General features: G+C 59.4%; 17 protein-coding genes. 9 read left to right on the top strand and 8 right to left on the bottom strand.

The annotated features are described in order from the left end of the window. Positions 1–47: 47 nt before the first annotated feature. From HU754_RS01575 to HU754_RS01565, 3 genes are read left to right on the top strand one after another with little or no spacing between them, the layout of a single operon-like run. Complete coding sequence (locus HU754_RS01575) at positions 48–365, top strand: DUF2388 domain-containing protein (RefSeq protein ID WP_186620400.1); 318 nt, start codon at positions 48–50, stop codon at positions 363–365. 43 nt (positions 366–408) lie between these two features. After that, complete coding sequence (locus HU754_RS01570) at positions 409–729, top strand: DUF2388 domain-containing protein (RefSeq protein WP_007911662.1); 321 nt, start codon at positions 409–411, stop codon at positions 727–729. After that, positions 726–2,687 carry a DUF7844 domain-containing protein gene (locus HU754_RS01565; RefSeq protein WP_186620398.1) on the top strand — a complete coding sequence of 654 codons (1,962 nt, stop codon included), beginning with the start codon at positions 726–728 and terminating at the stop codon, positions 2,685–2,687. Before HU754_RS01570 ends, HU754_RS01565 begins: the two co-directional genes overlap by 4 nt. Before the next feature lie 47 nt (positions 2,688–2,734). On the opposite strand, the gene HU754_RS01560 is transcribed toward HU754_RS01565, so the two are convergent. From HU754_RS01560 to trpB, 3 genes are all read right to left on the bottom strand, one after another. Next, positions 2,735–3,190: an anti-virulence regulator CigR family protein gene (locus HU754_RS01560; protein ID WP_186620396.1), complete on the bottom strand. Its 456-nt coding sequence runs from the start codon at positions 3,188–3,190 to the stop codon at positions 2,735–2,737. Between the two features lie 121 nt (positions 3,191–3,311). Beyond that, positions 3,312–4,124 (bottom strand): tryptophan synthase subunit alpha, encoded by an 813-nt coding sequence (gene trpA, locus HU754_RS01555; protein ID WP_186620388.1) that lies wholly within the window; start codon positions 4,122–4,124, stop codon positions 3,312–3,314. After that, positions 4,124–5,356 carry a tryptophan synthase subunit beta gene (gene trpB, locus HU754_RS01550; RefSeq protein ID WP_186620386.1) on the bottom strand — a complete coding sequence of 411 codons (1,233 nt, stop codon included), beginning with the start codon at positions 5,354–5,356 and terminating at the stop codon, positions 4,124–4,126. Before trpB ends, trpA begins: the two co-directional genes overlap by 1 nt. A 114-nt stretch (positions 5,357–5,470) precedes the next feature. Between trpB and HU754_RS01545 the strand changes: the two genes are divergently transcribed. Further along, positions 5,471–6,388 (top strand): LysR family transcriptional regulator, encoded by a 918-nt coding sequence (locus HU754_RS01545; RefSeq protein WP_186620384.1) that lies wholly within the window; start codon positions 5,471–5,473, stop codon positions 6,386–6,388. On the opposite strand, the gene HU754_RS01540 is transcribed toward HU754_RS01545, so the two are convergent. Then, positions 6,361–6,687, bottom strand: coding sequence for an ElaB/YgaM/YqjD family protein (locus HU754_RS01540; RefSeq protein WP_007911686.1), 327 nt, complete (start codon positions 6,685–6,687; stop codon positions 6,361–6,363). The genes HU754_RS01545 and HU754_RS01540 overlap by 28 nt on opposite strands. 157 nt (positions 6,688–6,844) lie before the next feature. Here HU754_RS01540 and HU754_RS01535 point away from each other — a divergent pair, with 157 nt between their 5' ends. Next, a complete protein-coding gene (locus tag HU754_RS01535; protein WP_003220389.1) occupies positions 6,845–7,060 on the top strand; it encodes a dodecin in 216 nt (71 codons plus the stop codon). A gap of 127 nt (positions 7,061–7,187) precedes the next feature. Next, entirely contained in the window at positions 7,188–7,412 is a 225-nt protein-coding gene (locus HU754_RS01530) for a DUF1161 domain-containing protein (protein WP_186620382.1), read from the top strand. 256 nt (positions 7,413–7,668) lie between these two features. On the opposite strand, the gene HU754_RS01525 is transcribed toward HU754_RS01530, so the two are convergent. Beyond that, the gene (locus HU754_RS01525; RefSeq protein ID WP_034152274.1) at positions 7,669–8,670 is read right to left on the bottom strand and encodes an LLM class flavin-dependent oxidoreductase; all 1,002 of its coding nucleotides are present in this window, start codon (positions 8,668–8,670) and stop codon (positions 7,669–7,671) included. A gap of 242 nt (positions 8,671–8,912) precedes the next feature. Between HU754_RS01525 and HU754_RS01520 the strand changes: the two genes are divergently transcribed. Next, positions 8,913–9,344: an OsmC family protein gene (locus tag HU754_RS01520; RefSeq protein ID WP_007911695.1), complete on the top strand. Its 432-nt coding sequence runs from the start codon at positions 8,913–8,915 to the stop codon at positions 9,342–9,344. A 222-nt stretch (positions 9,345–9,566) separates the two neighbouring features. Next, positions 9,567–9,806, top strand: coding sequence for a DUF1161 domain-containing protein (locus tag HU754_RS01515; protein ID WP_099757641.1), 240 nt, complete (start codon positions 9,567–9,569; stop codon positions 9,804–9,806). Positions 9,807–9,812: 6 nt separating this feature from the next. Here HU754_RS01515 and HU754_RS01510 read toward each other — a convergent pair whose 3' ends face one another. Continuing rightward, a complete protein-coding gene (locus HU754_RS01510) occupies positions 9,813–10,232 on the bottom strand; it encodes a PA0061/PA0062 family lipoprotein (RefSeq protein WP_186620380.1) in 420 nt (139 codons plus the stop codon). A gap of 40 nt (positions 10,233–10,272) precedes the next feature. Then, positions 10,273–10,695: a PA0061/PA0062 family lipoprotein gene (locus tag HU754_RS01505; protein ID WP_034152270.1), complete on the bottom strand. Its 423-nt coding sequence runs from the start codon at positions 10,693–10,695 to the stop codon at positions 10,273–10,275. 59 nt (positions 10,696–10,754) lie between these two features. On the opposite strand from HU754_RS01505, the gene HU754_RS01500 reads away from it, so the two are divergent. Beyond that, positions 10,755–11,837: an aminopeptidase gene (locus HU754_RS01500; protein WP_186620378.1), complete on the top strand. Its 1,083-nt coding sequence runs from the start codon at positions 10,755–10,757 to the stop codon at positions 11,835–11,837. Positions 11,838–11,930: 93 nt separating this feature from the next. Here the strand turns inward: HU754_RS01500 and HU754_RS01495 are convergent, their stop codons facing one another. Continuing rightward, complete coding sequence (locus tag HU754_RS01495; protein ID WP_186620376.1) at positions 11,931–12,581, bottom strand: HAD family hydrolase; 651 nt, start codon at positions 12,579–12,581, stop codon at positions 11,931–11,933. Between the last annotated feature and the right edge of the window lie 12 nt (positions 12,582–12,593).

Here is a 12,593-nt window from a genome sequence, read left to right as displayed (position 1 = left end):
CCGGGCATTGCGCTAGCCTTTGGGCTCGCTAACCAATACCGAGTCTCATGCGTTTTCTTTCAAATTTGCTGATCCCTTCTGTTCTGCTAACCGCTAGCTGGGCTACGTCGGTGGACGCCTTCGATGCTTTTAACGCGTCGACCCAAGGCACCGTCGTCAGTGGTTACGCCACCAGCATGGTGTCTTCCGCACCGTTCGACCGTAAACTGCTGCTCGCGGCCCACGATGATGCCGCAGCTTTTGTTGCCAGTGACGGTGAATGGCGAGGTGCTCGACTGGAATCCGCGCTGCATTACCTGCGCAAAACCCGGCCGAAACTTCATGTCAGCGACCTTGAACTGGCAGAGGCAATTCTCGTCCAATAGTTATCCTGTACCCCTGTTATCCTTGCCCTTCCGGAGTCGTTCCATGCGTAGCCCGCTGATTGCTGCCGCCCTTGGCCTGTTTTTGTTGGCCGACGTGGCCCAGGCGCACACCCTGGTAGCCACCAGTAACATCATCGTTCGTGCCTCCCAGCGCACTATCGATTTCACTTCCGACACCACCACGTCGATCCGCGATTCGAAAATCATCCGCGAAGCACACGATGATGCCGCCAGTTTCGTCGCCACTAACGGTGATATCCGTGGTGCGCATCTGGAAGCCGCGCTCAACACCCTGCGCACCCGTGTGCCGGAAGCGCGCGACGCCAGCGATCAGGTTCTCGCCGAAGCCATCCTCGCACTGTGAAGTCACTCGGCACCTGGCTGCTGGCCGGGGCGTTGTTGCTGCTTGGCAACAGCGCCCACGCCGGCCTGCAATTGCGGCTCAAGACTGACGGTCTGAGCCCCACCCAACAACAGGCCAGCCAGGCGCTGATCGATGAGGCGATGCAAAAGCTGCCGCCGAGCTTTATCGAACGGCTGGATCGGCGCATCGATGTCGGCTGGAGCGACGACATGCCCGCCAACGCTTACGGCCAGGCCACGCTCGTTGCCGAACTCGATCTGAATCGCAAACTGCTGGCCAGCCTCACTGACGGCACTGCAGCCAAAGAAAAAACCAATCGCCCCCACGGCACTGTGCGCCAGGAATTGCTCGCCACGGTGCTGCATGAAATCACCCATATTTATGATCGTGCGCGCCTGTGGCCAGATGCTGAACGCACACTGATCCAGCGCTGCACGCGTCGTTTCAACAGCGCCGGGCTGATCGGCATTCCCGATGAGTGTCGCGGGCAGAACGGGCGGCGTTTCACCCTCAGTGATGACCCACGCCTGCTCGATCTCGCCGGTTGGCAGCAATACGTCGGCCGTCGGGGTGAGCGCGAACAACACAACCGCCAGATCGCGCGCAGCCCGGACCTGTACGAAATCTCCAGCCCGAAGGAGTTTGTCGCGGTCAACATGGAGTATTTCCTCCTCGACCCGAGCTATGCCTGCCGTCGCCCGGCGTTGTATCGCTATTACCAGCAGCACTTCGGCTGGACACCGCCGGCCAAGGACACCTGCAGCAAGACCTTCTCCTTCCTCAATGCCGGCAACGACTTCGCCAAGCAACCCTTGGGGCAGGTCGATCCCGAGCGGGTCTACGCCGTCGACTATCTACTGGCCGAGGCCAATCAGAACTGGGTCAGCCGCTGGGGCCACAGCATGTTGCGTCTGGTGATCTGTGCACCGGGTCGCCCGCGCGGGCCGGATTGCCGGCTCGACCTCGATCAGCATCTGGTGTTGTCCTACCGCGCCTTTGTCGGCGATGTACAGCTGTCGAGCTGGGACGGACTGGTCGGCAAGTACCCGTCGCGCCTGTTCGTGCTGCCGCTCGCGCAGGTCATCGACGAATACACCAAGACCGAACTGCGTAGCCTCGCTTCCGTGCCGCTGAACCTGTCACGGGGCGAGATCGAAGGCGTGGTCGAACACGCCGCCGAAATGCACTGGAGCTACGACGGCAACTACTTCTTCCTCTCCAACAACTGTGCGGTGGAAGGTCTGAAACTGTTGCGCAGCGGCAGTGACAACAGCCAGTTCGTGGGTCTGGACAGCATCATGCCCAACGGCTTGCTGGAAGTGATGAAGGGCCGTGGTCTGGCGGACACCAGTGTGCTGGATGATCCGAAAGAAGCGTTGCGTCTTGGCTACCGCTTCGACTCGTTCCGCGATCGCTATCAGGCCATGTTCGATGTGCTTAAGAAGCAATTGCCGATCAAACAGAACACCGTCGAGGAATGGCTTTCGCTGACAGCCGAAGAACGCCGTGAGTGGTTCGAACGCGCCGACTTGCGTACCAGCGCCGCCCTGCTGCTGTTGGAGCAGGCGAGTTATCGACGCCAGTTGTTGCTGGCTCAGGATGAGGTCAAGCAACGCTACCTCGGCGCGCGGGAGCTGGAAAACGGCGGCATGGACAAGGCCAACGCGACCTTGCAGGAAATCCTCGCCAACAGCGGGTTCCTTAGCCGTCCGGCGGAATTGCTCGATTCCAAGGGTTACGGATTGCCGCAGCCAACCGAGTTCAGTCGACTCGAAGCAGAGAGCAGTCAACGGCAGAAGAAGTTGCTCGCGCTGTCGGGTGATCTCGACGCCGAAGTGCGCAAGTTGCTGGAGCCCAAGCGGGCTGCGGAAATTGCGGCCAGTGAGGAGAACGTGAAGCAGATCGGCGCGCATCTGCGCAAACTGCACAAGGCCTCCGGCGGACTGGAGCTGCCCTGAAAAAAAGACCGCAGCCAATGGCTGCGGTCTTTTTTATTGCCTGCAGATCAATACAAAACGCCATCGAGAATTTCGTAGACGATACCGGTGCCCACCGCGATCAGCACGATATCACCCCCCGCCCGGCGCCATTCGTAACCCGGGTACACCGGCAGACGACCTAACGCCCGATTATCCAGACGCTCGCCGTAATAGCCGTGCGGCAACGGCCGGCCACGCTCCAGATGAATCCCCGGAGGCGGCGGCGCACCGCGCACGAAGTAGCCATGATTGTCACGAATGGTCTGGCGCACCGGGCCGAAGTCGTGCGGCGGCGGGCCGCCACGGTGATCGCTTGGCGGGCCACGATGATCATCGCGATGATCATTACCATGGTTGTTGTATTGGCCCTGCTGTGGGCCGCCGTGGTCGTGATCGTCGCGCGGATCGGCACTGGCCAGCAGCGGTGTCACGCTGATCATCAGCACGCCCAGTCCGGCCATCAGACGTTTCGGCATTTTCATCGGGTCTTCCTCACGGCACAAACAGCAAAAAGGGATTCAGAACGTGGTTCTGAATCCCTCGGTCTTGCTGGATTAGTCTGTGCCGCGAGGCGCTAATTCCTCTGTATCAGGAACTTTACCTTCAGCTGACGCGGGCCTTACGCACGCCTTCGGAGAGAGCCGAGCACAGGCTCAGCACGCCGTCGATGGCCTGGTCGGGTGTGGTCGCGTTGGCGATGTGATCGATCAATGCCGAACCCACCACCACACCGTCGGCCAGACGCGCGATGGACGCCGCTTGCTCCGGCGTGCGGATGCCGAAACCGATGCTGATCGGCAGATCGGTATGGCGACGCAGACGGGTCACCGCCTCTTCAACGTGCTCCAGCGTCGCCGCGCCGGCACCGGTCACACCGGCGACCGACACGTAATAAACGAAACCGGAGCTGCCATTAAGCACCTTCGGCAGACGCGCATCGTCGGTGGTCGGCGTGGTCAGGCGGATGAAATCCAGACCCGCAGCCTGCGCCGGGTCGCACAGCTCGGCGTTGTGCTCAGGCGGCATGTCGACCACGATCAGGCCATCGACGCCAGCCTCTTTCGCATCGGCGATGAAGCGCTCAACGCCATACATGTGGATCGGGTTGAAGTAGCCCATCAGCACCAGCGGGGTGTCACTGTTGACTTCGCGGAACTCGCGAACCATTTGCAGGGTTTTCAGCAGATTCTGCTTGGCGCCTAAGGCACGGATGTTCGCCAGTTGAATCGCCGGGCCGTCGGCCATCGGGTCGGTGAACGGCATGCCCAACTCGATTACGTCGGCGCCAGCACCCGGCAAGCCTTTGAGGATCGCCAGCGAGGTGTCGTAGTCCGGGTCACCGGCGGTGACGAAGGTCACCAGCGCAGCGCGGTTCTGTTCTTTGAGATCGGCAAAACGGGTTTGCAGGCGGCTCATCAGTGTTTCTCCTGCTTAGACTGTTCCATATGGTGCATGACGGTCTGCATGTCTTTGTCACCACGGCCGGAAAGGTTGACCACCATCAGGTGATCCTTCGGCAAGTTCGGTGCGCGCTTGAACACTTCAGCCAAGGCGTGGGCGCTTTCCAGGGCAGGAATGATCCCTTCCAGGCGGCAGCATTTGTGGAATGCATCCAGCGCTTCGTCGTCGGTCACCGAGGTGTACTGAACGCGGCCGATGTCATGCAACCACGCGTGTTCAGGACCAATGCCTGGGTAATCGAGGCCGGCGGAAATCGAGTGAGCGTCGATGATCTGGCCGTCGTCGTCCTGCAGCAGGAAGGTACGGTTGCCGTGCAACACACCCGGAACGCCGCCATTCAGGCTCGCCGCATGCTTGCCGGTTTCAATGCCGTAACCGGCGGCTTCAACACCGATGATTTCAACGCTCTTGTCGTCGAGGAACGGGTGGAACAGGCCCATGGCGTTTGAACCGCCGCCGATGCACGCCACCAGGCTGTCCGGCAGACGACCTTCCTGAGCCTGCAACTGATCGCGGGTTTCCTTGCCGATGACGGCCTGGAAGTCGCGAACCATTGCTGGATAAGGGTGCGGGCCGGCCACGGTGCCGATCAGGTAGAACGTGTTGTCGACGTTGGTCACCCAGTCACGCAGGGCTTCGTTCATCGCGTCTTTAAGGGTGCCGGTGCCGGCCACGACCGGAATTACTTCAGCGCCCAACAGCTTCATGCGGAAGACGTTGGCCTGCTGACGTTCGATGTCAGTGGTGCCCATGTAGATCACGCAGTCCAGACCGAAACGTGCGGCGACGGTGGCCGTGGCCACGCCGTGCATGCCGGCGCCGGTCTCGGCGATGATGCGTTTCTTGCCCATGCGCCGCGCCAGCAGGATCTGGCCGATGCAGTTGTTGATCTTGTGCGCGCCGGTGTGGTTCAGCTCTTCGCGCTTGAGATAAATCTTCGCGCCGCCGCAGAACTCGGTCAGGCGTTCGGCGAAATACAGCGGGCTAGGACGTCCGACGTAGTCGCGCTGGAAGTAGGCCAATTCTTCTTTGAACGCCGGATCTTCCTTGGCCGCTTCGTATTCACGAGCCAGATCGAGGATCAGCGGCATCAGGGTTTCCGCCACGTAGCGGCCACCGAACGAACCGAACAAGCCGTTGGCGTCAGGGCCGTTACGCAGATCAGAGGTGTTCGAAGTCTGGGTCATGAGTCGCTCCAGGTGAATTCGGGTGAGAAGACAATGACGACCACTCTACCCCTGACCTTCTATGCTGAAAACCGATAAGATCGCCACAACCTGTCAGGAAAACTCACAGATACCATGAGCCAAGACCTTCCCCCGCTGAACGCCTTGCGTGCGTTCGAAGCCACCGCCCGGCTGAACAGCGTCAGTCAGGCTGCCGAACAGCTACACGTCACCCATGGCGCGGTCAGTCGGCAGCTCAAGGTGCTGGAAGAACACCTTGGCGTCAGTCTGTTCGTCAAGGATGGGCGTGGCTTGAAACTCACAGATGCCGGCATGCGGTTACGCGATGCAAGTGGAGAGGCGTTTGACCGCTTGCGCAGTGTTTGCGCCGAGCTGACGCAGAGCACCGCCGATGCGCCGTTCGTCTTGGGTTGTTCTGGAAGTCTATTGGCGCGCTGGTTTATTCCGCGCCTGGGGCGATTGAATGCCGATCTGCCGGATTTGCGGCTGCACCTGTCGGCGGGCGAAGGCGATCTCGATCCACGACGCCCGGGGCTGGATGCTTTGCTGCTGTTCGCCGAACCACCGTGGCCGGCGGACATGCAGGTCTATGAACTGGCCGCAGAACGCATCGGCCCGGTCATGAGTCCGCTGTTCAGTGGTTATCAACGTCTGCAAACCGCGCCAGCCTCGGCACTGCTAAACGAACCGTTGCTGCACACAACTTCACGCCCACAAGCTTGGCCAAGCTGGGCACAGCAAAGCGACCTCGACGCAAAAGCGTTGAAGCTCGGGCAAGGTTTTGAGCATTTGTATTATTTGCTGGAAGCAGCGGTCGCTGGTCTCGGCGTAGCCATCGCGCCGGAGCCGCTGGTGACGGAAGATTTGAAGGCCGGTCGCCTGGTTGCGCCATGGGGTTTCTGTGAAACCCCGGCGCAACTGGCGTTGTGGCTACCCAAGCGCGCCGCAGACGGGCGCGCCCGGCAACTGGCGCAATGGCTCAAGAACGAGCTGCGCCAGACGGATCACTCGCCGCGCTTAAACAGCAAGTAAGCCGCCAGCAGGCCGATCGCACCGACGGCCACACCGGCCGTCGTCCATGGATGTTCCTGAGCGTAATCACGGGTGGCGATCCCGGTTTCGCGGGTTTTCACTTTGACTTCTTCGTAGGCATCGCTGAGCAGGTGGCGCGAGTGCTTCAGCGCACTTTCGGCATTGCTTTTCAGCGCCTTGAGGGTCTTGCGCGACTCGTCCGAAGCGTCGTCCTTCAAGCTTTCCAACGATTTGAGCAGACTCTCGATCTCGGCTTCCATGCTTTGCAACGAGGCTTTACGTAAAGAGGTGTTGGCCATGGTGGCTCTCCTGCATTGGTGATGAGTGGCGTGTGTTGGTTGGGACTTCAGCGGTTTGAGAAAGTGCAGAAAATCTGAACTTCGCCTGCGCGGTGCCGCCGAAATCAACAGTGCAGATTCACTGCTAGTCTCAATTCCACACGCCAAGGAGATCGTTATGAGTGACCATCACACGTACAAGAAAGTCGAGCTGGTCGGTTCGTCCACCAGCAGCATCGAAGACGCCATCAACAACGCGCTGGCCGAAGCCAACAAGAGCATCAAGCATCTTGAGTGGTTTGAAGTGGTCGACACCCGTGGCCACATCAAGGACGGCAAGGCAGCGCACTTTCAGGTGACGCTGAAAGTCGGCTTCCGCATTGCCAGTAGCTGAGTTTGGTCTAGTCTTCTGAACTTGCGCGCTGGCCGAGTGCCATAGGAATGGCAAAGCGCTACAGGGTGAGTGCATCGGGTCAACGCTCGATGCCCGCCTCTTTTAATCCGACCAGGGAGTGCGACCGATGAAGAAGTTCATGTTGGCAGTAGGTTTGTTGAGCCTTGCGGGTGGTGCGTTTGCTGCCGGCAAGCCATGTGAAGAGCTGAAAAGCGAGATTGCGGCGAAGCTGGATGCCAAGGGCGTTTCCGGGTATTCGCTGGAGATTGTCGATAAGGGCGCGGCGGCTGACGGCAAGGTTGTTGGCAACTGTGAAGGTGGCGCCAAGGAAATTGTCTACAAGCGCGGCTGATTGCGCCTGAAATACAAAAAGCCGACGTGAAGGCGTCGGCTTTTTTGTGTCTGAAAGATTTGTGATGTGTTTGAGATTGATCCCCCTCACCCCAGCCCTCTCCCCCATGGGGGGCGAGGGGGAAAGGGAGCGGATCGGGGGTTGTTCAGAGCCTGAGTTCGACTCGATTTTTCAGGTCGATGTCGAGCGCAAGAAGACCTCAATCAGTCCCCTCTCCCCCTGGGAGAGGGCTAGGGTGAGGGTGCCTTTCGGCTTTTCAGCCCTTCATGACCTGCGCCAATAACTCGTAGGAGTGCACGCGATCAGCGTGCTCATACAAATCACTGGTAAAAATCAGCTCATCCGCCTGAGTCTGCTCAACCAGCACCTCAAGCTTGGCGCGAATCTTCTGCGGGCTGCCGACCATCGCCAGACCGAGGAAATCCCCCACCGCCTCACGCTCATGCGGCAACCACAGCCCGTCCATGGTTTTCACCGGCGGACGCTGCACCAGGCTCTGCCCGCGCATCAACGCGAGAATGCGCTGGTACACCGACGTCGCCAGGTAATCGGCTTGTTCATCGGTATCCGCCGCCACCAACGGCACACCCAGCATCACGTACGGTTTGTCGAGCACCGCCGAAGGCTTGAAGTGATTGCGATAAACGCGAATGGCCTCGTGCATGAAACGCGGGGCGAAATGCGAGGCGAAGGCGTAAGGCAAGCCGCGTTCACCAGCCAATTGCGCACTGAACAGGCTGGAACCGAGCAGCCAGATCGGCACATTGGTGCCGGTGCCCGGCATCGCGATCACGCGCTGATCCGGCGTGCGCGGGCCGAGGTAGCGCACCAGTTCGGCGACGTCTTCGGGGAAATCATCAGCGCTGCCGGAGCGCTCGCGGCGCAAGGCGCGGGCAGTCATCTGATCGGAGCCGGGCGCGCGGCCCAGGCCGAGATCGATCCGTCCCGGATAGAGGCTTTCGAGGGTGCCGAACTGCTCGGCGATCACCAGCGGCGCATGGTTGGGCAGCATCACGCCGCCGGAGCCAACACGAATGGTCGACGTACCGCCAGCCAGATAACCGAGTAATACAGACGTCGCGGAGCTGGCGATACCGTCCATGTTGTGGTGTTCGGCCACCCAGAACCGCGTATAGCCGAATTTCTCGACGTGCTGCGCCAGATCCAGCGAGTTGCGCAGCGATTGCGCCGGGCTGCCGTTTTCGCGCACCGGTACCAGATCGAGGGTGGAAAATTTTACGTCGGACAGTTGCTTCATAAACCTGCGTCTCCGAGTGAGGAGGCAGGTTCTTCTTGCAAACGAAAACCTGCCGAATCCATAAGCGTGTTTTGTGCAATGAGGGCATATACCCGAGTTTCAATAGCAGTGATGAAATTTCCTACTAAAAAAGTCAACGATTCAGCCGGGCTGAACTTTGCTGCGGCGTCTATCCTCAGAAGCCTTGCAAGCAAAAACCACGACGACGCGGCGTTTCCGCGTCAGATCTTGAGGAGGCAGACATGGCTATCGTGAAGAAAGCATCCGCACATTGGGCAGGCGATCTGAAAACCGGCATCGGCTCGATCTCCACCGAAACCGGTGTCCTCAGAGAAGCCCCTTACGGCTTCAAGGCGCGCTTTGAGGGCGGTAAGGGCACTAACCCGGAAGAGCTGATCGGCGCCGCGCATGCCGGCTGCTTCTCCATGGCGTTTTCGATGATTCTCGGCGATGCGGGCCTGAAGGCCGACAGCATTGATACTCAGGCTGAAGTGACTCTGGATCAGGTGGATGGCGGGTTCGCGATCACCGCGGTGAAGCTGATCCTCAAGGCGAAAATCCCTGGGGCGACGCAGGAGCAGTTTGAAGAGCTGAGCAACAAGGCCAAGGAAGGGTGCCCGGTCTCGAAAGTGCTGAATGCGAAGATTACGCTTGAGGCTTCGCTGGTCAGTTGATTCGGTGTTGTCTGATCTGACGCCTTCGCGAGCAGGCTCGCTCCCACCTTGGAACTGTGTGCCACACAAATCCCTGTGGGAGCGAGCCTGCTCGCGAAAGCTGTTTGAAGATCAAACCTGAAGTTGTGAGCGAAGTCAGAACCCTCGCTGTAAAAATATGGTCGAATAGATGACAGCAGCTTCAGCGCACGCCCGTGCGCGCTGCCTCAGGGAGCTTCACTCATGAAACGTATTGGCTTGGCGATCCTCTGCAGTGCACTGGCCACTTCTGTCATTGCGGCACCCAAAGATTGCGAAGAACTGAAGAACGAAATCGAAGTAAAAATTCAGGCCAACGCCGTGCCGTCTTACACGCTGGAAATCGTCAGCAAGGAAGAGGCCGACAAACACGATGTGGCGATGGTCGTCGGCACCTGCGACAACGGCACCAAAGCGATCATTTATCAGAAGAACGATCGCTGAACCTGACTAGATAATGCAGTTGTAGTCGTAATCCTCGGCGACGATTTCTCGCTTGGCGTTATACAGCCGGGCGCTCGGTGTGAACCCCAGCGAACGCCCTTCCAGCACATAACGCTGCCCGGCCTCGAAATGGTCGTAGCGGATGTACAGGTAGCACAGCCGCTCTACGGGGCCGGTCATCAGGGCGCCACCACCGCCAAACACTTCGAAATCGAACCGCACGCGCAATTCGTGGCTGCCCGGCGTGACCTGAAAGTAGCGCCCGTCATTCAGTCGCTGTTTGTCGAGGCGCTCGGCCATGAGCACTTTACCGCCGGGTGTCGGCGTCGAAAAATCGACCCAGGCCATCTGCGGATCGACCGGGGGCAATGGCGTCTGACAACCGGCCACAAGACTGGCAACGAGCAACAACAGCAACTGGCGCATGACGAATATCCACTGATCTGAATACTCAGCATAGCGCCGTTCAGGTTCGCTGACAGCCTGCCGGCGTGCCTTGGCCTACCACTTTGCGCTGCTCGTCATAGAGCTTGGCCCAAGGCCGGAAACCAATACTGCCGGCCTGCAACTGATAACGCTGGCCGGCGTTGAAGTCCTTGAATTTCACGCTCAACTGGCAATCGCGCCACAGCGGCTCAGCGTCGGGCCCGATGTTGGTCGCCTCGACCGGAAATTGATAACGCACCTTCAACTCATGGCTGCCGGGCTGTACTTCGAAGTAGCGTTTGTCGGCAGTCGCTTGGGTATCGACCTGCAGCGCTTGCAGCGCCGTGTCCTGCTGCCGGGCATCCAGATCGATCCAGGCTTGCGAAGGGTCAGGATCGGGCATTCCGAATCCGGCACAACCGGCCAGCGTCAGCAGGCCTCCTGACAGCATCAACATGCGCATAGCGGTGCTCCTTAAGGCGGGATAGTCTTGCGGGCAGACTCTCCGGGGGATTTCTTATTTTGAGCAGGCCGTTTCCAAGCCTTGGGTTACTTGATCGCGTTTTTCGGATTTTGTTTCCGGGTGTGTTGTTTTTGTTGCTCAACGGTTGCGCCAGCGTCAGCTATTACACGCAGTTGGCCAGCGGCCAACTGCAATTGCTGCGGGCGCGCGAGCCTGTGGAAAAGGTGATCAACGATTCGAGTCGCGACGCGACACTGCGCGAACACCTGGCGCAAGCGCAAAAGGCCCGCGCCTTTGCGAGTGAACATCTGCATTTGCCGGATAACCAGAGCTATCGCCTGTACGCCGACATCCATCGCCCGTACGTGGTGTGGAATGTGTTCGCCACTCAAGAGTTCTCCCTGACACCGCAGAACCATTGTTTCCCGATTGCCGGCTGCGTGGCCTATCGCGGTTATTACAGCCAGAGCGCCGCGCGCGGCGAGGCAGCGATCCAGCGCTTGCAGGGTATGGACGTGTCGATTGGCGGTGTCGAGGCCTACTCGACGCTCGGCTGGTTCAACGACCCGATCCTCAATTCAATGATGGGCTGGGGTGATGAGCGCCTGGCCACGCTGATCTTTCATGAGCTGGCGCATCAGCGTTTCTATGTGAAGGACGACACCGAGTTCAACGAGTCCTTTGCCACGTTTGTCGAGCAGGAAGGCACGCGGCAGTGGCGGGCGTTTCGCGGGTTGCCGGCGGATACCGATTCACGGCTGAAGCAGCGCGATCAGTTTATTGAATTGGTCCTCGATACCCGTTCACGGCTGGAGAAGCTTTACGTGCAGTCAATGCCGGTTGAGCAAATGCGCGAGCGCAAAGCGGCCGAGTTCGAGCAGTTTCGCCGGAGTTATCGGCTGATGAGGGACAGTCAGTGGTCCGGGGACAAGCGTTATGACGGTTGGGTGAATGCGCCGCTGAACAATGCGCGGTTGTTGCCGTTTGGGCTTTATGACCAGTGGGTCCCCGCGTTTTCGACACTATTCAAAAAGGTCGGGGGAGATTGGCTGAGGTTTTATGCTGAGGTAGAGCGGTTGGGTGGACTGCCGGCCGCTGAGCGCAAGGCGGCACTGAAAGCGTTGGCATATCCGGAAGTCTGAGGTGGCTGAAAGGGCGTCATCGCGAGCAGGCTCACTCCTACAGGGGAATGCGTTCCACATGCAGGAGTGAGCCTGCTCGCGATAGCAATCTAATCAGCGCTGCAGAAACGCCTGATGCAACTCGTCCAGCGTTTCAAAGTGATAAGCCGGCGCCTCGGCACTCAACTCTTCAAAACTGCCAAACCCATAACCGACCGCCGCCGCATCCAGCCCATTGCTGCGCGCCCCGATCAAGTCATGCTTACGGTCACCGATCATCAACGTCTTCGCCGGGTCCAGCCCTTCTTCCTTGATCAGATGCGCAATCAACTCAACCTTGTTGGTCCGCGTGCCATCCAGCTCACTGCCGTAGATCACCTTGAAGTGCCGGGCAAAATCAAAATGCCGGGCAATCTCGCGGGCAAATTCCCACGGCTTCGAGGTGGCGATATACAGCTGCCGGCCTTGGCCACTGAGGGTTTCCAGCAACGGCGTGACGCCATCGAACACACGGTTCTCGTACAGGCCCGTCACTTTGAAGCGCTCGCGATAGAAATTCACCGCCTGCCATGCCTTGGCCTCATCGAATCCGTAAAACTGCATGAACGCCTGCAATAACGGCGGGCCGATGAAGTGTTCCAGCTTGGTCAGATCCGGCTCATCGATGCCGAGCTTGGCGAGGGCGAACTGGATGGAACGGGTGATGCCCTCACGCGGGTCGGTCAGGGTGCCATCAAGGTCGAACAGTACGGTCTGGTAATGCATGAGAAATCCTGA

Source organism: Pseudomonas zeae (assembly GCF_014268485.2).
Classification (GTDB): Bacteria; Pseudomonadota; Gammaproteobacteria; order Pseudomonadales; family Pseudomonadaceae; genus Aquipseudomonas; species Aquipseudomonas neuropathica.
This window is presented reverse-complemented; position numbering and strand designations above follow the sequence as displayed.